Consider the following 22,157-nt stretch of genomic DNA (forward strand, 5'->3'; position numbering starts at 1 on the left):
AGAAAAAGGATTATGTTCTGGCTCTTACGATTAGGAGATAGCCTCTAAAAACCTTCGGAATACACGACCCTGAGACCCACCTTCTGGCTACGGTATTTCGGGTTCTCCTTGTCGCGCTCGGCAGATGCAAGCGCAGGCGCCTTGTCGGACCAGCCACCGCCGCGAACCACCTTGTAGTCACCACTATTCGCCCCGGTATAGTTTTCCTGGGCGGTCGTCGGATAAGCCGCATACCAGTCATTCGTCCATTCGGCGACATTTCCGCCCATGTCGTAAAGGCCATACGCGTTGGGCAGATATCCAGCGACCTCCACGGGACCTTTACTTTGTGCGTAGTACGCATATTTCGAGGCTGTTTCCGTGCCCCAGTAATAGGTAGTTGTCGTTCCTGCGCGGGCCGCGACTTCCCATTCCATTTCCGTCGGCAAGCGGACCGCCTTCGCAGCGTAATTTACAGACAAATTAGTCAAAATCCCCTTCGCATCAACCGATTCATAAACATAGGCGGTATCGAGCCCTGCCAGCTTGGATAGCGCGTTACAGAAGAGAGCCGCATCGTACCAGCTCACATTGAAAACAGGATGGTTTTCCCCCAGCCATTCCTTAATTTCACCCATCACCTCGCGATAAAGGCCCTGCGTCACCTCCGTCTCGCCGATAGAAAACGCCGAGATCCGGTATTTCGCCGAACCTTTGGAAAACTCCATCGCCGGGACTTCGACCATATCCAGGTATTCGGAAAGGCGCTGCAGTGGCGACACCGTCGAATCCTGGGTAGAATCCGCCTCGGCACCGGAACTAGAAGATTCAGGAACCTTGCTTTCACTCGATTTCGTATACGAACCACCGCCGCCACCCTCGGGGGCAATGGGATCCGAATCCACGGCGCTCCCGTCAGCGGTGCACCCGAAAACAAGAGCCAACAGGCTTGTCGCCAACAAACAAAAAAATCGATGTTTCATTTTTCAACCTCTTCATCTTTTACACAACGAACAGCATGATACTCTTTTTTAAAACAATTTCGGAACTTGAATAAGCAACAGGTTCGGGTGAACCCGAGGACTCAACGGACGGGTCTTTTTCTGGACTGCTGGAATTTCTTTCAGCCCTAAAGTACACCATTATTTCACTACGCCTACGCGGTAGAGTTTCTGCTTGGTCTTGCCGCTTTCGAACTTTACCTTGAGCCGTGCGGTATAGACATCGGAACCGAGGTGCTTCAGGTCGAGATTTTCGAACTGGTTGCGTCCGCGCTTTGCATCGCTCATCTTCGTCTTGAACACGCAAAGTCCCGTAATGTCGTAGAGTTCGAGCGTCGCATCCTTCGCCGCCGCGCCGATTTCAAAGCGGGCCTTGGCGACACCGCCGCGGACAGGGTTCGGGAACATGAAGAATTCCGTAATTTCATCCTTCGCGGTCTGCTTCTTTACATCTCCAAGCTTCGAGGCGTCAAAGTAGCCGGTGCGCTCGTTGCCACCCGCCGGGAGCGTCCACGCCGCATTCGACGAAGCCGCATCGCTAGAAGCCTTGCGCAGGCGCAGTGCAGACAAATTGTCACGATGCAAAGCATAGAGTTCAGGACCAGCCGACTTCTTGTCAGATACGGCATTCGCCACAAAAATGCTCATGGGCTGGAGTTCCGCCACCGTTTCAACATCCTCGTAGCTGCCCATCGCCATCGGGAAACCGTCCGCGACCGCCTTGCCCTTGCCCGTGTAGGCATACACAAGACCGTCGCTGCTCGGTACCAGAATTTCAGGGACATCGTCGCCCGTCACGTCCACCAGAATCGGGTCACTGAAGAATCCATAAATCGGAGCACCGCGAGAAATCTTCACCGGGAACCCCGCACTCGGGAGCCCCGAGCGGTCGAGCGCATACACGAGGTTATCGCCCAGGAACACGACTTCAGGATAACCGTCACCGTTGATATCGCCAATCGCGATGCCGGAGGTTTCATCCTTCAAGCCGCTGGTGCCGCCGGCGCCGCGCTTGTAGGACTTGCTCCAATTCAGGGGGCCTTTGACGCTACCGACACTAGCCGCCGTCACCGTTCCGCGGCTACCCACCGCCACCATGTCAACCTTATTGTCGCGGTCCAGATCAGCGCAGGCAATGCGGAAAATTTCATCGGCCTTGCCGCTCAATTTCACCTCGCGATCCTGCACGTAGGCGCTTCCCGAAGCGGTCACATAGGCGAACACATCCTTTCCATCCGCGGAACCGCAGTAGGCCAAATCATTGATGCCTTCGCGTTCCTCAACAAGTTTCACCTTCCCGTCATTCACATTGAAAGTGGCCAGTCCCTTCGATGTCGCGAAGTAGACCGCACCGCCGTACACCACAGGCCCCGCAGTCGCGGAATCGATGTCAAGTTCCTGCTGCGTCGGGAGCCCTCCCGCAAAGCTCGTCTTCACGAGTTTTCTCCTGTGCAGGCTGTAAATGTCCTTGCCATCGCTGGCTATGCCCACCAGCGTCCCGTTGCTTGTACCCACGCGATACAGCGGGACTTCGCGCTCGGCCGCATTATGCGTCAGGGTCTTCTGCACAATTGCCGTATCCGCCGGGAACAGCGTATCGCCCATCGCATTGAACACCTGGAGCGTACCATCCACCGCCCCAACAACCAGGAGCTTTTCGCCATCATTCTCGGGGTCATCTACGAACACGGCGCCACGCGCAGCAGAGGCAAGTCCGATATTACGCGGGAACTTTCCGCCCTCGATACTTCCGTCGTCAATGCTAATGGTCACGCTGATCGTCTGTGCGCCAAAGTTCACGACGCTGTCACCCATGAAGGCGTTCGCAGTCTTTTCGATGCGGGCATCTTCAGGCACCTTCACGGCAATCTTGATTCCAGTGTAGCCACCCTGAGTCGTCATCGTGTTCGCATAGCCCGTCGCGCCTATCGTCTTGACCGTATCAAACTTCTGCTTGGAATCCTTTGCAGGCTTGCGCAGGTGCGGCAACAGGTCCGTCCCCGAACCGTAATCGTAGGTGTCTTCGCCGATTGCATTTTTGAAGGTTTTGCCGATACTCAAAATTCCATCGGCCTCGACCATCGCAATCCCGAACTGGTGATCGCGCAATGTATCGCCGCCCCAGAAATTCGCAATGCCGTATTCCAGGGTCTTACGCAAGTACCAGTCATTCACACGCCACACCACGATACCGCTCGCCGGCAACCCCGCGTCATAGCTGCTCACATCCAGAATAATCCCGCTCGCCTTCTTGGTATTCTTCTTGCACTTACCCTTGACGCAGACGCTGTCCTCGAAAACCAGGTTCAGGCTGTCCACCGGCACCGTCTTGACAATCGTATCGGTACTTTCGTCGTCGTCGCCGAGCGTCACGCTCACCAGGCCGTCCTTGTCCCAGCTGCGCTGGCGGTTTTCAATCAGCAGGTATTCGCTCGCGCTCAAAGGCACCTTCACTATCTCGGTGCCCTTGCCCGTTCCCGCCGCGGCAATATCCACCGTCACGGGCTTGCCCGCCACGGGGCGCACTTCCTTCACCTGCGTCCAGCCCATGTAGGCGCGTTCCCACGCCGCCGGCAGCGAGGGCAAGAAACCGTTGCCCGCATTGTAGCCCGCGAAGTCCATCAGGTCGTAATAACCAAGGCGGCTGATACCCTTCACCACGTCGTAGGTATTCGGGAGCCCGAGTTCATGCGCAATCTGGTTCACGATGTTTCCGTTCACGCCCCAGTTGAGTCCGTCCTGCGAGAAGGTCTCGCTCGTCACCATGATCGAACGCAACGTATCGATAGAGGCATCCTTCAGCACCAGTCCATTGACCACCGAAGAATCCTTGCTCACCTTCAGGAGAGCGGCCCCTTCCAGCGACTTGTCCAGGTACTGCCAGTCATTGCGACTGACATAGAAATCCATGAAGTCACCCGGCGTATCGGCACCGCGCGTGCCCATGCTGCCGCCATCCAGCAAGCGGCTCGCCCCCGCGTGGATAATCATGTAGACGCGTTTCGTATTCGGGTTCTTCGACAACGGTTCGCTGAACGGGGATTCGCCCGACTCATGCGCCGCCATCACGGCGTCGTAAACGAACTGCAGGTAATCGCGGCTACGGGCCTCGTCGAATTCGGCCGTCTTTTCGCCCTTCATCTTGCTCGTACGGTTATAGTCGATAATCTGCTTCTTCAGCTTGTAGGCGCTCGATGTCGTGGGGAAAATATGCGCATCAATCACCACATTGCCGTTACTCGCCTTGTTGAAGTAGGCGTTCGCAAAATCGAAATGCTTCTTCCAGTAGGGCACGCTGTTGCGACGTCCCGAAGGGTCCAGCTTGTAGTCGCCCTTCTTGCCCTTGTCGGAATCGAAAAGGCCCGTTCCGGTCGTGAGGCTGTTGTCGTTAGGGGTTTCTTCAGCAAACTGCACGCGGATCGCATACACCTGCAACGTATCCGCAGCAAACGTCGGCACAAAAGAGAATAGCCCAAAAACCAATGCAAAGATCTTAGCATTTAACTTCATATCCACAATTTACAAAAGTAGGGAGCAGAAAGTAGAGCGTCGACGCGACTTAGAATAGTCATTCCCCGACTTTCTTGAAGCTCCTAGGAATATTCAGTCGCCAGGTCCCCGAGCTGAACGACTTGTTGCGGGCAATCTTCTTGATGCGTATTTCGAGGAATTTCGCACCGTCGAGCTCGAATACGATTCTAGACGGAGTCTCCACGCCCTCGAATTCCTTGAAATCATAGAAACGGATTGTCTCAGTCTTGCCGCCGACCCCCATGCGCGAAAGCCATACGACATGCGACTTTCCCGGGGTGCCCTCCACAGGCTCGCGGCCCAAAGTAAACTTACGCCCTGTCTTTTCGCGGGCATAGACAACCCCCTCGATGCGAGTCGAATCGTCGGGCGGAGCCTCCTCCTCGAACCCTTCGGGGAGCAAGCGGCCGTCAAAAATGTCTGCCACCTGGTGGATATGCACCATCGGGAGCGCGTCGCTGTTCAGGAGTCCCACCATGTACCCTTCGCCCTTTATGTAGAGCTTTTCGGTCGGGAAAGTCATCTGCCAGCCTTCCTGCTGCCACAGGAGCGAGGCGACACCGATACCGAGCGGACCCGTGAGTTCCATACGGTAGCGCTTTCCTGGCACCGAGAAAAGGACCGCATCCAGTTCCTGCGTCGAGCTGTCCTGTATAATCGTCAGCTGGAATTTCGCACGCAAGCTGTCGCGCGGAGCCTCCGCCGAAACACCGTCAGCAGACTTCGCGACCGTTTCCACCGCAGGCCTGTTCCCTGCGCACCCGAACAAGGCACACAGCACGAACAAGGCGACAATCTTTGCAGCAAAATTCAACAAATCAACCTTCCGTTAGTAATCCTTGACGCAGCGCACATAAAAGCCGTGACGCTTATCGTTCCATGGTGGTCACTATCGTCTATATACATTCCGTAAGTAAGGTCCGGGTTGTACTTGGGCCCGATAAAATCTCCCAAATGAGCCTTGCGCCATACGGACTTGTCGCAGACAATCGATGCGTAGTAGTAATCTTCGTAACCAATCAGCTTGCCCTGATTTTCTGCCGTGCAGCGGTCATAGCCTTCGCCGTCGGCAAAGATCACGCTCAGGTACTTTTCGTAATCCGCCACTTTCCCCGTAGGCGACTGCGCCTCCGACAGGGGTATATTGGAAGGGGAATAAAATTCGGCATCGGAGCCATTATCGCTACATCCGGCAAACAGCAAGGCCGCAAATCCGAGAGTATATAATCTTTTCATGTTCTCCACCATTTTGAATTTCAAATAAAATATACAATAAAAAACGGATCCGGCATTTCGCCGAACCCGAGTCAAATCATAAAATCAAATATCCGCTACTTGCCGTAAATCGCCTCGAGGGCCGCGGCGAGGTACACAAGCGGGGCGTTCCAGTTAATCGCCACTTCGTTCGTGGCATAGCTGCAACGGTTGTCGATGTAGGCAAGAGCCGGCTTGTCGGCAGCGGCATAGTCCGGGCACTTCCAATGTTCCTTGCCGTCCAGGTTGATGTCCTGCTTGCCCAGGTGCGGGCCCCCCACGAGCATTCCCGGCACCGGATCGTCGACCATGTCCGATTCGCTCGGACGGTGGTGCGGATTCCTGGGGCTCCTGTAACCGAAACCGGTCACGTAGGTAATGTCCATCGGGTTCTTGCCGAGCAGGTAGTCGAGGCACTGCTGCGCACCATCCACATAGCTCCTGTCACCGGTAAGCAGGTAGGCATGCACCAGCACCATTCCGTTGTTGGCCATGGCGCTATTGCTGCCCCAGTTCCAGCTCCAGGGGAAAGCGGGCAGATGGTAACCGCTCGTATCGCCCACGGCACGGAGGTTGTTCGCCTCGTCCAGCACGACCTTCTTCGCGGCAGCCACCAGGTCCTTGTCAAATGAAGCAGAATCCTGCGCCACGCGGAACGCGGCGAGCATGTTCACGTTTCCCCACCAGGCGCCATCAGGCGTAAAGGGGTTCGCCTTCAGGTCGGCCAAATATGTAGCCGCAGCCTTGTCGTTCTTCGCCCCTGCCACCACCTTCGCACGGTAAAGTTCGGCTGCGGCCCAGCGGAATTCGTCCTTGCCGTCTTCGCCGTCGTGCATATAGTTACCCGTCTGCACATCGGCCGGCTGCTTGTAGAAAACCTTCGGATTCTTCTTCGCCCAGCTGTAAGCCTTTTCGGCGGCCTTGAGCATATTGTCGGCGTATGCCTTGTCGATATTCCTGTAGACCACGCTCGCCTGCGCCATCACGGCCGCGAAGTCAAGCGAGGCCGTCACGTTCTTGAGAATCGCGTAACGCGGGGCATCGTCCTTTTCGGGCATCACGCTACCGCCAAACTTGAGCGTCGTCACCTTGTGGTAGACACCGCCATCCTTGTCCTGCATGGTGAGCATCCAGTCCAAGTTATAGCGTACTTCTTCCAAGATTTCGGGATACTTCGCAAATTCGCGCGGGATATTCCAGCTCAGGGAATCCAGGTACTTCGGGAAATTTTCGTAGGCTTCGAGCAGCGTAAACACGGTAATGCCCGAGTTCACGATATACTTGCCGTAGTCACCCGCATCGTACCAGCCGCGTGTCGACTTGATCGTCTTGCCGGCACCCTTGCCTCCGGTCACCTTGTCGGAACCGTAAATGATAACCTTGTCGTCCTTATGGCCAGCGGCACGGGCCCACTTGCCTGCATATTCAGGCGCAAGCGCCATGCTCGAACGCTGGTAATAGAACCACTTGAGGGCAGCCTTTACCAGGTCGTCGTAGACGTTCTTGCCGACCACAATCGGGGTACCCACGTATTCGCCGCCACGGAACAGACGGTAAGTCCCAGGAACCTTTAAGGCAGAAATATCGAACGACTGCACCTCCTCGCCACTGTAATCCCAGTCGTAGACCATCGGCGCATCAAGTTTCAGCACCGTCTTGCCGTTCAAGTCGCGAACTTCGAGACCGTTGGCGTCACTACCGGGGTAAACGACCAACTTTTCTGCATCGGGAGCAAAACCTAGCTGGTTTACAAGGGGGCCCGCCACGGCACTCACCGCCGTCAGCGAAATGGCGGCAGAGACCACCGCGCAAATTCTAAAAAAAGCATTTTTTTGAATATTCATACCCTGAATATACCTAAAAATCCCCGGAACTGAACATTCCAGGGGGTAATTTTCTGTTTTCAGGGGAAAACAGACCGATTATTTCAACAAAAACCTTTTATTCGAGATTTCCAGAACGGCAGGAGCATGGTTTACCTCCAAGAGTCCATCTTGCGTATAGCCCTGTTCAAGCAGAATCCCATTCAGGTCAAAAACCTTATACGCAGAAACTTCCTTCAGGCCATCAACGGCAAAGGCGCCTTTAGAAATTCTTCGTATGCCCAGCGACCGACCGCCGACCGGAATTTCCGAAATACCTAGTGTATACTCGTCGCATAAATACAGGGAATCGAGAACCGTCGGTTTTCCCCAATTAAGCCCAAAAAAAGGACCCAAGATGGACACCGCAGAATCTGTGTCATCGCAATAGATATTGTACTCTATATATGCCAAATCCGGCTCGTCAACATCGTCTTCTTCGCCAAAGGCCTTTGACATCTTTACAATAATGTGGCTCACCAAGGAATCAGCCTCCTGTTCCGTCCCCTCAAAAACAGAGGCCTTCTGCCACCGCAAAAATTCATCCTTCAAGACCGCCGAAAAAGACACATGCGTGTCCAAAGAATCACACAAGGGATCTTTTTCACAGATATTGCTCAGTTCTATACGTTTTCCATTCGTCGTTACCACAATCACAGGATTTAAGTGCGAGCGGTACATCCATAGGTTTCCACTCCTTTGCAGATTCACTACAGGCGGTTCAACATTCTTCTTATTCCTAAAATTCAAGGAGTCCTTCTTGAACAGGCAAATGCTTGTCGACGGAAAAAACGACAAGGACTTTTCAAGAACACAATTCCCTGCAAACGTCGGCAACACAAAAAATTGTATTGTAAGTAATGCTAGAAGTACTCGTTTCATCTTTTCATAAAATAGAATCTTTCTGTAAAAACAAGGGGCGGAACATCCGCCCCTTGTTTCCGTTTTCAGCAGGAAACAGGACCTATTTTTCCTACCTTAACAGAACCTTCAAATCTGAAATCACCAAAATACTAGGAACCGTACTTATTCCGACCAATCCCTTTCGTACATAACCCTGTTTAAGCAAAACTCCATTCAAATCAAAAACTTTATATGGAGTAAAGTCCTTTATGCCTCCAATAGAGAAAGTATTCCTAGAAACTCTTTCGATATTCAACGAGTGAAAATCTGTCGAAGCGACAGGAATCTTTAGAGTATACTCATCGCATAAATATAAATAATCAAGTACCGTCGGCGTTTCCCAATTAAGCCCAAAAAAAGGACCCAAGATGGACACCGCAGAATCTGTGTCATCGCAATAGATATTGTACTCTATATATGCCAAATCCGGCTCGTCAACATCGTCTTCTTCGCCAAAGGCCTTTGACATCTTTACAATAATGTGGCTCACCAAGGAATCAGCCTCCTGTTCCGTCCCCTCAAAAACAGAGGCCTTCTGCCACCGCAAAAATTCATCCTTCAAGACCGCCGAAAAAGACACATGCGTGTCCAAAGAATCACACAAGGGATCTTTTTCACAGATATTGCTCAGTTCTATACGTTTTCCATTCGTCGTTACCACAATCACAGGATTTAAGTGCGAGCGGTACATCCATAGGTTTCCACTCCTTTGCAGATTCACTACAGGCGGTTCAACATTCTTCTTATTCCTAAAATTCAAGGAGTCCTTCTTGAACAGGCAAATGCTTGTCGACGGAAAAAACGACAAGGACTTTTTCATATCGCAATCAGCCGCAAATGCGGAGGACGCAGACAACTGAATAAGGAATAAGGCAAGAGCGACGTATTTCAATTTTTCCTCCATTCTATCGCATAATAACTATTATCTAAATGAGGCTCAAAAGCAACATGGAATAATGTTGCATACTGATGAACCGTAATATCTCTGGCTAATATCTTGCTCTAACATTCCTTAATGTATCTGAAGAACTATTAATAATTTTCATCCGCAGAATTAATTGGCTAGGATTATTCATCTGTTCGTCAAAAGCTTCTACAGAAACAATATTCTGAGCATATACATAACTCAAAAAAGCCAGAATAATTATCAATCTACAGCAAGTTTTCACCGTTACGCCTTTTATACCTATTGGGGGGGGGAAGAAAACTAAACTAGTTTCACGTTCCAAATTGTTACTCATATCATAGAAAAATTTTTTTATTCCGTCCACTCCAAACAGCCGGTTCTCATACTCTTTAGACTTTTGAACTTAATGAACTGTTATTTTATAACACTAGCATTTGTCCTTCCCGCATAATCACTTATCAAAAAAATACATTTTATAAAAACAATTCACTCTTTTTTCTCGCAAAATACGAAAAAACGGCTCCTTACGGGGCCGAGTTTTCTAGATCCTTCGACTTCAGGCTCTGCGAGCCTTCCGCTCAGGATGACACACTCCAATTACTTCTTAGAACGATGGCTGTTCTTGATCCATTCGGTCTTGTGGACTTCCGGGATATCGTCGAGCAGCTTGAGCGTGTGCGGTTCGGTCGTGTTGTCGAGCACTTCAGCGGGAGTACCCTGGTTCACGATCTTACCGTCGTGCATGATGAAGATACGGTCAGAAACGTAGTTTGCAAGACCGATATCGTGAGTCACGAACACCACCGTCATCTTCAGCTCGTCTTTCAACTTGCGGAGGTAATCGAGGATGTTTGCGCGCACACAGGCGTCCACCATGGAGGTAGCTTCGTCAGCGATCAACACCTTCGGACGGAGCGCGAAGATACGGGCCAAAAGCATACGCTGCATCTGACCGCCGGAAAGTTCGAACGGGTACTTGCCTTCGATATCTTCGGGCTTCACGTTCACGGCCATCAGGCCTTCGTCCACGCGGCGGCGGACTTCTTCCTTGGAGGGCTTGTCCTTGAGGATGTTCAGGGCGTCTTCCAGCTGGCTACGGATAGTAAAGAACTGATTGAAGCATCCGAACGGATCCTGGAACACGGACTGCACTTCGTTCCAGTGAGCCTTCAGGTTCTTGATGGGCTTGTCGCGATACAGGAACTGGCCGCGAGTCGGCTTGTAAAGACCGAGCATGATCTTTGCGAGCACGGACTTGCCGCAACCCGAACCACCCACGATGGAGATGAATTCTTCGTCATAGATGTCGAAGGACACATCCTTCACGGCGGTCTTCAGGGACTTGCCGGCACCAAAATCCTTGCTGATGCGCTTAGCGGAAAATACAACGGGTTTATCAGACAGCATAATCGCACCTCACTTGACGGTCGCCTACAATGCGGATGTTCTGGGTATTCTTCTTGCAGTCGGGGCATGCCTTCTTGCAACGGGGTGCAAAGCGGCAACCCACGATCTTGTTCTTGAGGCTCGGAGGAGCACCTTCGATAGCCACCGGATGACGGGTACGCTGGGAAGCTTCGGTAGAAAGCATAGCGCCCATCAGAGCCTGCGTATACGGGTGACGCGGGTCCTTCACGACCTGGTCGGCGGTGCCGTATTCCACGATTTCGCCGGCGTACATGATGGCGATATTGTCTGCCACGTGGTACAGGAGCGGAAGTTCGTGGGTAATGAAGATCATCGTGGAGAAGATGCCCTTGTCAAGAAGATCGAAGATCATCTTGATCACTTCCTTCTGGGTAGAAACGTCCAGAGCGGAAGTCGGTTCGTCGGCAATCACCATCTGCGGGTTGAGCAAGGTGGAGATACCGATCACGGAACGCTGGCGTTCACCGGCGGTGAGCTGAATCGGGTAGGAGTTCAGCACGCGCTTGGTATCCATTCCGAACAGGTCGAAACGTTCGCAAAGGCGGTCGTAGATTTCCTTGCTGTCGAGCTTCTTGCCCGGCTGCTGGTGAGCTGCGATCACGTCGGCAGCGATGTCCTTGATCTTGCGAACCGGGTTCAGGGCGTTGAATGCACCCTGCGGAATCATGGAAACCTGCTGAGCGAGCACGTTGGCGCGAACATCTTCGAGCTTGCGGTGCATCAGGGATTCCATGTGGTCGCCCACGCGCACACGCACGTCACCCTTTTCGGGGTAGAGCGGCGGAATGCACATGCCCATAAGGCCAGACACGAGCGTAGACTTACCGCAACCGGATTCACCTGCGATACCAAGGATTTCGCCCTTCTTCATAGAGAAGGATACATCCGTCACGGCATGAGTCTTGTCGCCGAAACGGCCAAGGTAATAGAGGCCGAGATTTTCTACTTCAAATACATTTTCAGACATTTCGTTACCTCTTATTTGCGCAGACGCGGGTTAAAGACGCCTTCCATAGAAGTATTGATGAGGTAAAGGGCAAACACCGTAAGGGTCACCACGAGGGTCGCCGGAATGAAGGCAATCCAGATGGAGTCGGCAAGAGCGCCGTTGTCCTTCGCCTGGTTCAAGATGATACCGAGGCTAGTCGTATCGACAGGGCCAAGGCCGATCATGGAGATGGAAGCTTCGGAAAGAATACCCGAACCCACCTGCATGATGAACACCATGAACACGTAGGAGAGCAAGTACGGAAGCACATGCTTGATCACGATCGTGAGCGTAGATGCACCATTGATGCGGGCAAGCGCGATGTGGTCGCGGCTACGCAGGGACGATGCCTGGGCACGCACGGCACGGGCAGACCAGCTCCATGCGGTAAGACCGATGATGAGGCCGATAAGGGTCAGTGAACGGCCATCCTTCACGGCAGAGCTGATGAGCACGAGGATCACGAACTGCGGAATCACGATGAAGAGGTTCGTGAACATGTTCAGCACTTCGTCGATCCAGCCGCCACGGAAACCGCCGAACAGACCGATAAGCACACCGATCGTCGTGGCGATGATACCGGCAACGAAACCCACGTACAGGGAGCTGCGAAGACCAGCGATCAGGAGCGACACATAGTCACGACCGAGGTGGTCGGTACCGAGCAGGTGTTCAGAAGAAGAACCTGCATACGGGCCAGCGAGGATGTCACGGGCGTGAGTATCGACGCTGTAGAAGAGAGGTCCAAAGAGCGCGATCAGGAGCGTGAGCACGAAGATCGAGATACCGATGACAAACATCGGGGACTTGAGAAGGTTTCTAAGAAGCTTAATCATAATTACTTACCTCCCATTTGGAGACCGGCCTTAACGCGCGGGTCGAACACGGCGATGAGCACGTCGACGGCGAAGTTTGCAACGAGCACGCAGGTAGAGATCATCAAGGTGCAACCCTGGATGGTAGCGTAGTCGTTCTTCTGGATGGCGTTGAGCATAGCCATACCGAGGCCCGGATAAGAGAAGATCATTTCGGTAATGAGTGCGCCACCCACCATGGCACCCAGAGACTGGGCAAGACCGGTGAGCTGCGGAAGCATGGCGTTACGGAACACGTAGCTGATGATCTTGCCTTCGCGAAGACCGAGCCACTTGGCGTACTTCATGTAGTCAGTACCGAGTTCATAAATCGACATGGAGCGCATACCCGTTGCCTGACCCGAAAGAAGAATCGGGAAGCAGCTGAAGAACGGGAGAATGTAGTACCAGCCCACGCTCTTGATGCAGGTCCAGGAGAAGGTGAGTTCCGGAATGTCGGAACTGTAGGCGCCCATGGCTGGGAACCAGCCGAGCGTGATGGAGAACATAGCCACGAGGAGCATACCGAACACGAAGTAGGGCACGCCGTTCAGGAACATGGCGCAGGGGAAGAACACCTTGTCGAAAATGCCGCGCTTGTAGGCAGCGAAAGCACCGAGCAGGTTACCGATGATCCAGCCGAGCAAAATCGTCGGAGCCTGGATAAGGAGCGTCCACGGGAGGGACTTCTTGATCACGTTGGTCACCGGTTCGTTGTTCTGGTAAGAGAGACCGAGATCGCCCTTGAACACGTTGCCGATGTAGCGGAAGAACTGGGACAGAGCAGAAGAGAGCTTCGGGTCAGTCTTGAAAACAGGTTCTTCAACCATGAGAGTGTCCTGGTGTTCAGCCTGGACGGACTCCATCACGGCAACCTTTTCAACCTTCTCGACCTTCTTCTTGGTCTTCGGATCCTTGACCATCACGGGCTTGCCCTTGGCATCGAGCACCGGCTTTTCTTCGAATACCGGATTGCCTTCGGCGTCAACCTTCTGGCGTTCCACCATCTTCGGGGTGCCGTCTTCGTTGACTTCCTTCACGGTCACGAGCACCGGATTGCCGGCCGCGTCGAGCTTGGCGACGCGCTTGGTCACCATGTTGCCGTTCTCGTCGACTTCCGGTTCGTAAATCACGTTACCATGGTCGTCGAGTTCGGCCATGCCGAAGGAAACCAGGAGTTCGGCCTTCTTCTTCTGAGCTTCAGTCGGAGAAAGGCCCTTACCGGCCTGACCCATAATGATGTCGACCGGGTTGTTGTCGCCAAGACGCGGCAACGCGAAGTTAAGTGCCACTGCAAAAACGAAGGTCAGGAGATACCAGAACCCCTTCTGCAGGACATAGCGTAGCATAGGATATTGTTTAAGCATTTGTATTCCTTTAACCTTTATTTAGCAAGCTTTAAGTTCCAGAGGATCTTGGTACCCGAAGCCACCCACGGCAACTGTGCCGGAGCGTACGGATTTTCGGCGGTGGGCCAGTTCGTCCACACGCGGTCGCTGAATTCGTAGAACTGTTCGGGCAGGTAGACCAGCGGAATAGAGGGCTGGTCTTCCATAAAGATCTTGTTGAGTTCGCGGTAGGCCTTCGCAATTTCCACGGAGTCCGTCATCAGAGGAATAGCGGAAAGGAGCTGGTCAACTTCGGGGCGGAAGCCTTCGGAACCCGGCTGGTTGTAACGGCCGATGTTCACGCCGGCCCAGGCACCGAGCGGCTGCCAGTCGCGGCTTGCCATAATTTCGTTGAAGCGGCTCCACGGAAGAGACGGAGTCACGTCGGCGACAGGCTTGTGCATCACGAGGTCGAAGTTGCCAAGACCCATGGCCGGCCAGTAAGAACCACCGTCCACGAAGCCTTCGCGGATATCGATACCGGCCTTGCGCATGCCTTCGACAGCGATGGTCACCATGGCTTCCCAGTCGGTCCAACCATTCGGGCTAGTGATGTAGAGAGTCGGGAGACATTCGCCCTTGGCATTTTCCATGTGGTCCAAGGTACCGTCGTCGTTGAACACGGACTTGAAGCCCGCTTCGGAAAGAATCTGCTTCACTGCGGCGAGGCGTTCGGCTTCATCGCTGATGCCAAGGTTCACGCCGAACTTTTCGAGGTCTTCGTCAACAATGTACTTGCCTTCGAGGTCCGTCGGCATGATGAGGCCGGCCTTGAGGGTAGAGGTGTAGTTGGAAACGGCGAACTGGCGCAAAGCGTTGTAGTCAATTGCCGTAGCAAGAGCACGGCGGAAACGCTTGTCGTTCAGGGGTTCCTTAAGGGTGTTAATCACGAGCATGGGCATTGCACCCGGACGGAAGTAAGGCGGCTCGTTCCACCAGGTGTGGACGCCTGCAGAAGCCTTACGCTGAATGCGGGGAATAAAGCTCTGGGAGGCATCAAGGTTGCCTTCGCGCATGGCGATGGTATTATGTTCGTTGTTCTTGTAAATCGGGTGAACAATGAACTTCGGAGCCGGGAGCTGTCCGTCGTGGAGGGCAGCGTTGCCCCAGTAGTCGTCGCGGCGTTCAAGAATAATCTTGTTCGGGTCAGCGCTACGCAAGTTGTACGGACCCGAAATCACCGGATTCTGATCCATGGGGAGCTTCTTCGTCTCGTCGAGGCCCTTTTCCTTGATCAGCGGTTCAAACACATGCGACGGAGCGATACGGGTCGCCTGCAACATGTCGCGCACGGTCAGCGGGTTGTTGCGCTTGTCCTTAGCGACCATGAAGGAAAGACGTTCAACAACGGTACCGTCTTCGTTCTTCTTCAAGGTGTCGATATGAATAGCGGAAATCTGTTCGGTAGAGTTGATGGAACCGCGCAGGAACATGAAGGTCACGTCGGTAGAAGTCACCGGCTTACCGTCGCTCCACTTGGCGGCGGGGTTCAGGTCCACAACGATGGAGTCGTTATTGGAAAGCTCTTCGACCAAGGTGCCCAGAAGGGGTTCGATCTTACCATTCAGGGAGTTGTAGGTGATGAGCGGTTCGTACATCAGGTTGAAGCGTCCGCCCACCGGCCAAGAAGCCATCCAGCTTTCAGCTAGCGGGTTAAACGAACCCGGAGCGTCGTTCTGCTGGCCCGACAAGTACAGCGTCTGTTGACGGGGAAGCGCGCCACCCAGATCACCTTCCGATGCTGCGTCGCCGCAACCCGAAAGGAGCGCACCGGATGCCGAGAGCGCAAGCGCCGTCTTGGCAATCGATTTCAATCCAATCATTTGTGTCCTCTTTTTATAGCTATAAAAAGCTTGTGTGAAAAATTTCTCCCGTAATATAGATTTAAATGAAAAAATTGTTCTGCGCTTTTTAGAAAATAGTGTTTACAAAGGGATTTTTTGCGCACCATAGGTATCCCCACGCGCCATCGCTGTTTACAGAAATTTACACTACTTGCCACGCATACTTGTTTTTATGCAGCTTAAACAAATTAATTTACCATTACATACAAAAGAAGCCACTCCGTTGGGAGCGACTTCTCTTAGTAAGTTCTAATGGTTTAGCCCTTCGACAGGCTCAGGGACCTAGATTACTTGGCGTTGCGCCACTTCGTAGCGCAGGCCTTGCGGCTCGGTCATGCCGGCAAGCGAGCTTGCCGTCGCGACTCTCGCCTGATTAGGCCTTCTTGCAGCCGCACTTCTTGCAAGCCTTGGCAGGGGCCTTGCAAGCCTTGCGCGGGTCACCGGCGTACACGGCAGCCTTGCCCAGTTCTTCTTCGATGCGGAGGAGGCGGTTGTACTTGCAAACGCGGTCCGTACGGGAGAGAGAACCGGTCTTGATCTGGCCAGCGGCGGTACCGACGGCGAGGTCAGCAATGAAGGTGTCTTCGGTTTCGCCAGAGCGGTGAGAAACGATGGGAGCATAGCCTTCGTTCTGAGCGCGCTTGATGGCGGCGAGAGTTTCGGACACAGAACCCACCTGGTTCACCTTGATGAGGATAGCGTTGGCGATACCGGCCTTGATGCCTTCGTCGAAGATGGTCGGGTTGGTAACGAACAGGTCGTCACCCACGAGGTTGATCTTGGACCCAAGCTTGTCGGTCATGACCTTCCAGCCAGCCCAGTCAGCTTCATCCAGACCGTCTTCGATGGAGAAGATGGAATACTTGTCGATGAGCTTTTCATAGAGCTTCACCATGTCAGCAGACTTGAGGGTCTTCTTGGTGGACTTCTTGAAGGTGTAGGTTTCCGGCTTGCCGGCCTTGGTGTTCTTGTCGCAGAATTCGGAAGAAGCAACGTCAAGAGCGATCTTGATGTCGGTGCCGAACTTGTAACCAGCATTGGTGGTTGCGGTCTTCAGAGCGTCGAGAGCCTTTTCGAGGGTCATCACGCCAGTGATTTCGTAACCGAACTTGTTCTTGGCGGGCTTGATGCTGACGCCAGGTGCGAAGCCGCCTTCGTCACCGACGGTGGTGTCGAAGCCGGCCTTCTTCAGCACAGCCTTGAGGGCGTGGAAGATTTCGGTGACCATCTGGAGGCCCTTGGAGAAAGTCTTAGCGCCAACCGGGGCGATCATGAATTCCTGGAAGTCGATCGGAGCGGAGGAGTGAGCACCGCCGTTGATCACGTTGCACATCGGGCACGGGAGCGTGAGCTTCTTGGTGCCATGGAGATTGGCGATATACTGATAAAGCGGAAGGCCTGCGTCCTTAGCGGCAGCAACGCAGACAGCCATGGAAACGCCGAGGATAGCGTTTGCACCGAGCTTGTTCTTGAGCATGCGGTTGCCGTCGAGAGCAATCATGGCATCGTCAACTTCGGTCTGCTTGGACGGATCCATGCCGATGATCTTCTTTGCAATCTTGGTGTTCACGTTCTTCACAGCAGTGAGCGTGCCCTTGCCGCAGTAAGTCTTCTTGTCGCCATCGCGGAGTTCGCAAGCTTCACGTTCGCCGGTGGAAGCGCCGCTCGGAACAGCAGCGTGACCGGTCACACCGTTTTCGAGGGTAACATCAACTTCGAGGGAGGGATTGCCGCGAGAATCAAGGATCTGGCGGGCAACAACGGATTTAATTTTAGAAGCCATTTTTTAGCCTTTTTGTTTAATGTGAAAATTCTGATGTTTAAAATATAAAAAAGTGGTTAGTGATTAGTAGTTAGTGGTTAGAAAAATGTTGATGAAAAGGGGAACATTTTTTCGAACGAAAATTTCATTGTTACTCTGCCTCATAAAAAACGGCCCGGATTTTTTTCCGGGTCGTTTTCTAATATCAATAGAAGATCCCCGCCTGCGCGGGGATGACAATCGCGGATTACTTCACGAAGGCACCGTAGATGGCCTTGATGGCCTTCTCGGTATCGGCTTCGTCAACACCGGTGATGATGTTGATCTGCGAAGAACCCTGGTCGATGATGCGGACGTTCACCTTGTTGTCGGCGAGAGCGGTGAAGAGCTTTGCAGCCACACCGATCTTGTTCGTCATGCCGTGACCGACAGTCGCGATGAGCGAGATGCCCGGGAACACCTTGATACGGTCGGGGCGCATCTGCTGCGTGATGTCTTCGAGGACCACGTCCTGCACGGCGTCGAGAGCCTTGGAGTCAACCACGATGCTCATGGAGTCGATGGCGCTCGGGCACAGTTCGTAAGAGAGGCCTTCGCTTTCGAGCACGGCGAGCACGCGGCGACCAAAGCCCACTTCCTTGTTCATCATGGACTTTTCGATGTAGATCATCGAGAAGCCCTTGCGGCCGGCGACACCCGTAATCGGGAGCTTCGCTTCTTCCGGAGTGGGGCCGATGATGGTGCCCGCGTCTTCGGGGCGGTTCGTGTTGCGGATGTTGATAGGAATCTTCTTCGCGCGGCACGGGGCGATGGATTCATCGTGGAGCACGCTTGCGCCGGAGTAGGCGAGTTCGCGGATTTCGCGGTAGCTCACGTATTCGATGGGCAGCGGATTTTCGACGATGCGCGGGTCCGCCATGAGCATGCCCGAGACGTCGGTCCAGTTTTCGTACTTGGCGGCATCGATGCCGTTGGCAAGGATTGCGCCCGTGATGTCGGAGCCGCCACGGCTGAAGGTCTTGACTTCGCCACGGAGGTTGCTGCCGTAGAAGCCCGGTAGCACGTAAAGCTGGTTTTCGTCAGACAAGGTCTTCGCGATGTCTTCGTAGGTCTTCGGCGTAATGCGATACTTGTCGTCGAAGGTGATCAGCGGGAAGGTATCCACGAAGTTTGCGCCCAGGTACTTGGCCATGAGGCGTGCGCACAGGAATTCGCCACGGCTTACCAAGAAGTCGGTGCTGACGGATTCGGGGTGGTTCTTGAGCTTGTCTTCGAGGCTGTCGAGATCTTCGGTGAGCTTGTCAGCCAGGCCGAGATCGTTGCAGATTTCGTCGTAGCGCTGACGGATCAGGTTCCACGGGGTCGAAAAGTCGAGACCCTTGGAAGCGAGGTCGTAGGTGCTGTAGAGGAGGTCGGTAAGCTTTGTTTCCTTAGGATTGCGCTTGCCGGGGGCGGAAACGACGATGACCTTGCGGTTCTTGTCGGATTCAACGATGGCCTTGATCTTCTTGAACTGGCCGGCATCGGCGACAGAGCTGCCGCCGAACTTGCATACGATTCTTTGACTCATTTTTTACATCAGTCGCTAAAGTAACCGCGGAGGTTATAAACCAGGTTGACCGAAATCCGGCCCCCATCGACGATATCGTCATCTAAACCCCAATCGTACCGCAACATCAGCGATAGCCAATGGGCCTTTGACTTGAACGCAAATAGATTATAACCTATATCACCGCCCATATACCAGCCGTCATATTCCCTATCATAGCCCCATCCCCAAATGAAATCAACGAAAAGTCCTTTCGTCTGCGAGAACCTGTGAATGGATTCAAGTGCACACCTGGATTCGGTTTGACCAAAGGTTCCTGCATAATCTAGACCCAAAAGCCAAGCATGATTGTCCGAAAAACCCCACGTAAAGTCGAACCGGATATTAGGATACCAATCGTCGTAAAGGTCCTTGCTACCTGCGGCCACTTCTATTCCAAGATAACCGGAAAGTTCGCACAATAAATCGAACGTAACACCTGCAAAAAATCCTGTGACAGATTCCGCTTCATTGACGGCACGGCATTTCGCCTCATGGGTATCGGCATAGTTCCTCACATCGACATCAGCATTCTCGTGGCTTACATCCTGATTCATCGCCTTGTTGGTCAACGAAAAAATAACGGTTTCTAAGTCTTCGATCGGCGTGAACTTTTTATGCACTCCCTTGACAACCTTGGAACCTTCCATACGAATCATTCCCAGCCAAAAGACATCTTTCAATTTCACCAGGAACATCTGGAGTCTGGTCCCATAATTATCATTTTCAGCAAGTTCGAACCCAAGTTCACCAAGGGCCGTTTCCATATTTCTAGCCGAAGGCCTTGCCATACTGTCGTCAATGTCTATAAATTCGGGGGTCATAATGAATACTTTGGAAGGCCTTTCGCTTTTGTAAATTTTGGAAGCCGTTCCAAAGGATTTTGTAAGCAAAGTTTCCACAGCATCGTCTGCAGCATCCATCCCCGCAGTCACGACAGAATCCTCTTCAATATAGCCTCCTGGCAGGATCTTTTTCATCTGTATGGTACGTTTCGCCTGCCCGGATGCAGAAAAGGAGACTGCAAAGGCTTTATTTTCCGAACTAGGAACGTGCCCTAATTCCGCCAGATAGACCGCAGCCATCGCCCGGAGCTTTTTCGCCGAAAGGTCCCACACACCGTCGGCATCCCCTTCGATGACCTGCACATCCTCAGCCCTTGCGCACACGGCAAGGAAAAAGAACAAAACAAGAATACGCGAAAATACAGGCATTAACTAAAATTCAAAATACCTATCCGGGAATTTAGCAGACGACCGATAGACAGAAAATGTCATATCCACTTTCGTTTCTTGCGTTCCGACCATCACAGAGATATGCATGGCACAGATTTGCTTCGTTACATTATCATACTCGAAAGTCATTACCGACGAATTTTCCCCTACAGCTTGTTCCATTTTCTGCACTTGTTTTTTCGCCGAATCATAATAGACTATGGAAGAATCCCCTTCAATCTTATAAAGAGAGCCTTCAACACGTACTGGTTCTTTCCAATTCCCAGAACTCAACGCATCGGATCCATTTTGGACGGATGCAAACTTTTCTATTTCACCATTGTAAGGGGTAATCCGCTCTTTTTGCGTTACCAAATCAATAGTTTTCATTTTTTTCCCGGATTGAATCATCCGCTGGTTCACAAGGGAACTTCGCATTTCAAAATACACCTTGTTTTTCCCTTTGGTCACATAATGATAATCCGTAGCTTGAGAACCAAACGTAGGAACGGTCACTACAGTATGCACCCGATATTCCAAGGAATCTGGATTAATTAAATTCGCTTTTAAACCTCTTTTCACATCTTCCAACGTAAGAGCGAAGGAAGAAACGCAAACAAGAGCGATAGCCAGAATAATTCTTTTCATTTATAATTCCCTATTGTTAAAAGTTCCATTGAGCGGAAAGACCCCAGCCGCCAACCCAAAAAGCATCAGCTTCTTCATATTGAAAAAGATAACTATCAAACCTTAACGCCAAAAGAAAATGTTCATTTAAATTATAACCCAAGCGAAAACCATAGCCCAAAACACCATCGTTTTCAAAAAAAATTTTCTCGTATTTCTTCCCCCTATTTTCATCCATATTATTGGAATAAAAAGGCTGAGAAACGCAGCCATATATTTCAAGCATCACGTCTTTGTATGTAAAGGACCAAGTTATAGGTTTGATACTTAACAAATATAATGATACGCTTTCTTGTCCTCCATTCCAGGAATATCCCGCGCGTTTAATTTCAAAGGAAAATTTGTAGTCTGCAAAATTTAAGGGTTCATTAAAAAAACCGACTTCAGCAGACCAAGACACAATTCCAGCAGGATCAAGAATCGGAGAATCCTCCTGAATAAAATTGTATCCAATACTCGAAGCGACAAAAACAGCATGAGAATTAACACAAAATATAAACAAAGCAACTATTAAAATTCGCATAGGACTTTTCCGTTCATACTATAAGAGCCAAGCATTTTTTCACCATTCTTATCACGATAAATCACATCCCTGCCTTTAACTTTCACATTATTTTCGAAATAGCCATCTGGATTTTCAAGAGGATAAACTTCTATGGTATCTGTTTTAAAAAAAACAACTGAATCACGAAAAAAATTTGAGCCGCCATTTGTCCCCGCATATATTGCTTTAGTCTCTAAAGACAACGTATCAGTGACACAGATTCTAGTACACTCCAATCTATCCATCCGTAACGCAGCATTGTAGCTCACATTTTCGTAATAATAGCAGGCGGCAATCTTCTCATAGGTGACTTTTTTGCACTCCGCTTCCGAATCACCTCCCGTTATATACGAACAAGCCGTAATTGGAAAAATTGTAATCAGCATAATTTTTTCACTAAAAAATCGCAACCAGTTCATATCA

The 22,157-nt window shown here is 51.9% G+C and carries 19 protein-coding genes; all 19 read right to left on the reverse strand.

Going from position 1 to position 22,157, the window contains the following annotated elements:
* Positions 1-44: 44 nt before the first annotated feature.
* The 19 genes from Q0P86_RS06355 to Q0P86_RS06445 all read right to left on the reverse strand — a co-directional run bounded on the left by Q0P86_RS06355 (position 45) and on the right by Q0P86_RS06445 (position 22,153).
* Positions 45-962 (reverse strand): SUMF1/EgtB/PvdO family nonheme iron enzyme, encoded by a 918-nt coding sequence (locus tag Q0P86_RS06355; protein ID WP_295038142.1) that lies wholly within the window; start codon positions 960-962, stop codon positions 45-47.
* 159 nt (positions 963-1,121) lie between these two features.
* Complete coding sequence (locus Q0P86_RS06360) at positions 1,122-4,490, reverse strand: hypothetical protein (RefSeq protein ID WP_295038144.1); 3,369 nt, start codon at positions 4,488-4,490, stop codon at positions 1,122-1,124.
* 58 nt (positions 4,491-4,548) lie between these two features.
* Positions 4,549-5,328 carry a hypothetical protein gene (locus Q0P86_RS06365; RefSeq protein WP_295038146.1) on the reverse strand — a complete coding sequence of 260 codons (780 nt, stop codon included), beginning with the start codon at positions 5,326-5,328 and terminating at the stop codon, positions 4,549-4,551.
* Positions 5,322-5,747, reverse strand: coding sequence for a hypothetical protein (locus tag Q0P86_RS06370; RefSeq protein ID WP_295038148.1), 426 nt, complete (start codon positions 5,745-5,747; stop codon positions 5,322-5,324). Before Q0P86_RS06370 ends, Q0P86_RS06365 begins: the two co-directional genes overlap by 7 nt.
* A gap of 95 nt (positions 5,748-5,842) precedes the next feature.
* Entirely contained in the window at positions 5,843-7,609 is a 1,767-nt protein-coding gene (locus tag Q0P86_RS06375) for a glycoside hydrolase family 9 protein (RefSeq protein ID WP_295038150.1), read from the reverse strand.
* Between the two features lie 78 nt (positions 7,610-7,687).
* Complete coding sequence (locus Q0P86_RS06380) at positions 7,688-8,464, reverse strand: hypothetical protein (protein WP_295038152.1); 777 nt, start codon at positions 8,462-8,464, stop codon at positions 7,688-7,690.
* A gap of 136 nt (positions 8,465-8,600) precedes the next feature.
* Entirely contained in the window at positions 8,601-9,422 is an 822-nt protein-coding gene (locus Q0P86_RS06385) for a hypothetical protein (RefSeq protein WP_295038154.1), read from the reverse strand.
* Positions 9,423-9,519: 97 nt separating this feature from the next.
* The gene (locus Q0P86_RS06390) at positions 9,520-9,771 is read right to left on the reverse strand and encodes a hypothetical protein (RefSeq protein WP_295038156.1); all 252 of its coding nucleotides are present in this window, start codon (positions 9,769-9,771) and stop codon (positions 9,520-9,522) included.
* Between the two features lie 263 nt (positions 9,772-10,034).
* On the reverse strand, positions 10,035-10,844 hold the full coding sequence (locus tag Q0P86_RS06395; protein ID WP_072979820.1) for a dipeptide/oligopeptide/nickel ABC transporter ATP-binding protein: 810 nt from the start codon (positions 10,842-10,844) through the stop codon (positions 10,035-10,037).
* Entirely contained in the window at positions 10,834-11,832 is a 999-nt protein-coding gene (locus Q0P86_RS06400) for an ABC transporter ATP-binding protein (protein WP_072800039.1), read from the reverse strand. The genes Q0P86_RS06395 and Q0P86_RS06400 overlap by 11 nt, the downstream gene beginning before the upstream one ends.
* Positions 11,833-11,843: 11 nt before the next feature.
* Positions 11,844-12,689 (reverse strand): ABC transporter permease, encoded by an 846-nt coding sequence (locus Q0P86_RS06405; protein WP_173351412.1) that lies wholly within the window; start codon positions 12,687-12,689, stop codon positions 11,844-11,846.
* 2 nt (positions 12,690-12,691) lie between these two features.
* On the reverse strand, positions 12,692-14,074 hold the full coding sequence (locus Q0P86_RS06410; protein WP_295038160.1) for an ABC transporter permease: 1,383 nt from the start codon (positions 14,072-14,074) through the stop codon (positions 12,692-12,694).
* Positions 14,075-14,091: 17 nt separating this feature from the next.
* Positions 14,092-15,918, reverse strand: a complete 1,827-nt coding sequence (locus Q0P86_RS06415; protein ID WP_295038163.1) for an ABC transporter substrate-binding protein — start codon at positions 15,916-15,918, stop codon at positions 14,092-14,094.
* Between the two features lie 394 nt (positions 15,919-16,312).
* Positions 16,313-17,722 (reverse strand): phosphopyruvate hydratase, encoded by a 1,410-nt coding sequence (gene eno / locus Q0P86_RS06420; protein ID WP_295038166.1) that lies wholly within the window; start codon positions 17,720-17,722, stop codon positions 16,313-16,315.
* A 226-nt stretch (positions 17,723-17,948) separates the two neighbouring features.
* Entirely contained in the window at positions 17,949-19,271 is a 1,323-nt protein-coding gene (locus Q0P86_RS06425; RefSeq protein ID WP_295038168.1) for an aspartate kinase, read from the reverse strand.
* Positions 19,272-19,279: 8 nt separating this feature from the next.
* Positions 19,280-20,503 carry a hypothetical protein gene (locus tag Q0P86_RS06430; RefSeq protein WP_295038171.1) on the reverse strand — a complete coding sequence of 408 codons (1,224 nt, stop codon included), beginning with the start codon at positions 20,501-20,503 and terminating at the stop codon, positions 19,280-19,282.
* Between the two features lie 3 nt (positions 20,504-20,506).
* Positions 20,507-21,151 carry a hypothetical protein gene (locus Q0P86_RS06435; RefSeq protein ID WP_295038174.1) on the reverse strand — a complete coding sequence of 215 codons (645 nt, stop codon included), beginning with the start codon at positions 21,149-21,151 and terminating at the stop codon, positions 20,507-20,509.
* A gap of 16 nt (positions 21,152-21,167) precedes the next feature.
* A complete protein-coding gene (locus Q0P86_RS06440; RefSeq protein WP_295038178.1) occupies positions 21,168-21,713 on the reverse strand; it encodes a hypothetical protein in 546 nt (181 codons plus the stop codon).
* Positions 21,701-22,153: a hypothetical protein gene (locus Q0P86_RS06445; RefSeq protein ID WP_295038181.1), complete on the reverse strand. Its 453-nt coding sequence runs from the start codon at positions 22,151-22,153 to the stop codon at positions 21,701-21,703. The genes Q0P86_RS06440 and Q0P86_RS06445 overlap by 13 nt, the downstream gene beginning before the upstream one ends.
* Positions 22,154-22,157 lie beyond the last annotated feature (4 nt).

The sequence above is a fragment of the uncultured Fibrobacter sp. genome (assembly GCF_946062555.1).
In the GTDB taxonomy this organism is placed as follows: Bacteria; Fibrobacterota; Fibrobacteria; order Fibrobacterales; family Fibrobacteraceae; genus Fibrobacter.

Coding starts and splice junctions, on each gene's coding strand:
- Q0P86_RS06355 (WP_295038142.1), bottom strand. CDS start 962: ATGAAACATCGATTTTTTTGTTTGTTGGCGACAAGCCTGTTGGCTCTT.
- Q0P86_RS06360 (WP_295038144.1), bottom strand. CDS start 4,490: ATGAAGTTAAATGCTAAGATCTTTGCATTGGTTTTTGGGCTATTCTCT.
- Q0P86_RS06370 (WP_295038148.1), bottom strand. CDS start 5,747: ATGAAAAGATTATATACTCTCGGATTTGCGGCCTTGCTGTTTGCCGGA.
- Q0P86_RS06375 (WP_295038150.1), bottom strand. CDS start 7,609: ATGAATATTCAAAAAAATGCTTTTTTTAGAATTTGCGCGGTGGTCTCT.
- Q0P86_RS06390 (WP_295038156.1), bottom strand. CDS start 9,771: ATGAGTAACAATTTGGAACGTGAAACTAGTTTAGTTTTCTTCCCCCCC.
- Q0P86_RS06395 (WP_072979820.1), bottom strand. CDS start 10,844: ATGCTGTCTGATAAACCCGTTGTATTTTCCGCTAAGCGCATCAGCAAG.
- Q0P86_RS06400 (WP_072800039.1), bottom strand. CDS start 11,832: ATGTCTGAAAATGTATTTGAAGTAGAAAATCTCGGCCTCTATTACCTT.
- Q0P86_RS06405 (WP_173351412.1), bottom strand. CDS start 12,689: ATGATTAAGCTTCTTAGAAACCTTCTCAAGTCCCCGATGTTTGTCATC.
- Q0P86_RS06410 (WP_295038160.1), bottom strand. CDS start 14,074: ATGCTTAAACAATATCCTATGCTACGCTATGTCCTGCAGAAGGGGTTC.
- Q0P86_RS06415 (WP_295038163.1), bottom strand. CDS start 15,918: ATGATTGGATTGAAATCGATTGCCAAGACGGCGCTTGCGCTCTCGGCA.
- eno (WP_295038166.1), bottom strand. CDS start 17,722: ATGGCTTCTAAAATTAAATCCGTTGTTGCCCGCCAGATCCTTGATTCT.
- Q0P86_RS06425 (WP_295038168.1), bottom strand. CDS start 19,271: ATGAGTCAAAGAATCGTATGCAAGTTCGGCGGCAGCTCTGTCGCCGAT.
- Q0P86_RS06430 (WP_295038171.1), bottom strand. CDS start 20,503: ATGCCTGTATTTTCGCGTATTCTTGTTTTGTTCTTTTTCCTTGCCGTG.
- Q0P86_RS06435 (WP_295038174.1), bottom strand. CDS start 21,151: ATGAAAAGAATTATTCTGGCTATCGCTCTTGTTTGCGTTTCTTCCTTC.
- Q0P86_RS06440 (WP_295038178.1), bottom strand. CDS start 21,713: ATGCGAATTTTAATAGTTGCTTTGTTTATATTTTGTGTTAATTCTCAT.
- Q0P86_RS06445 (WP_295038181.1), bottom strand. CDS start 22,153: ATGAACTGGTTGCGATTTTTTAGTGAAAAAATTATGCTGATTACAATT.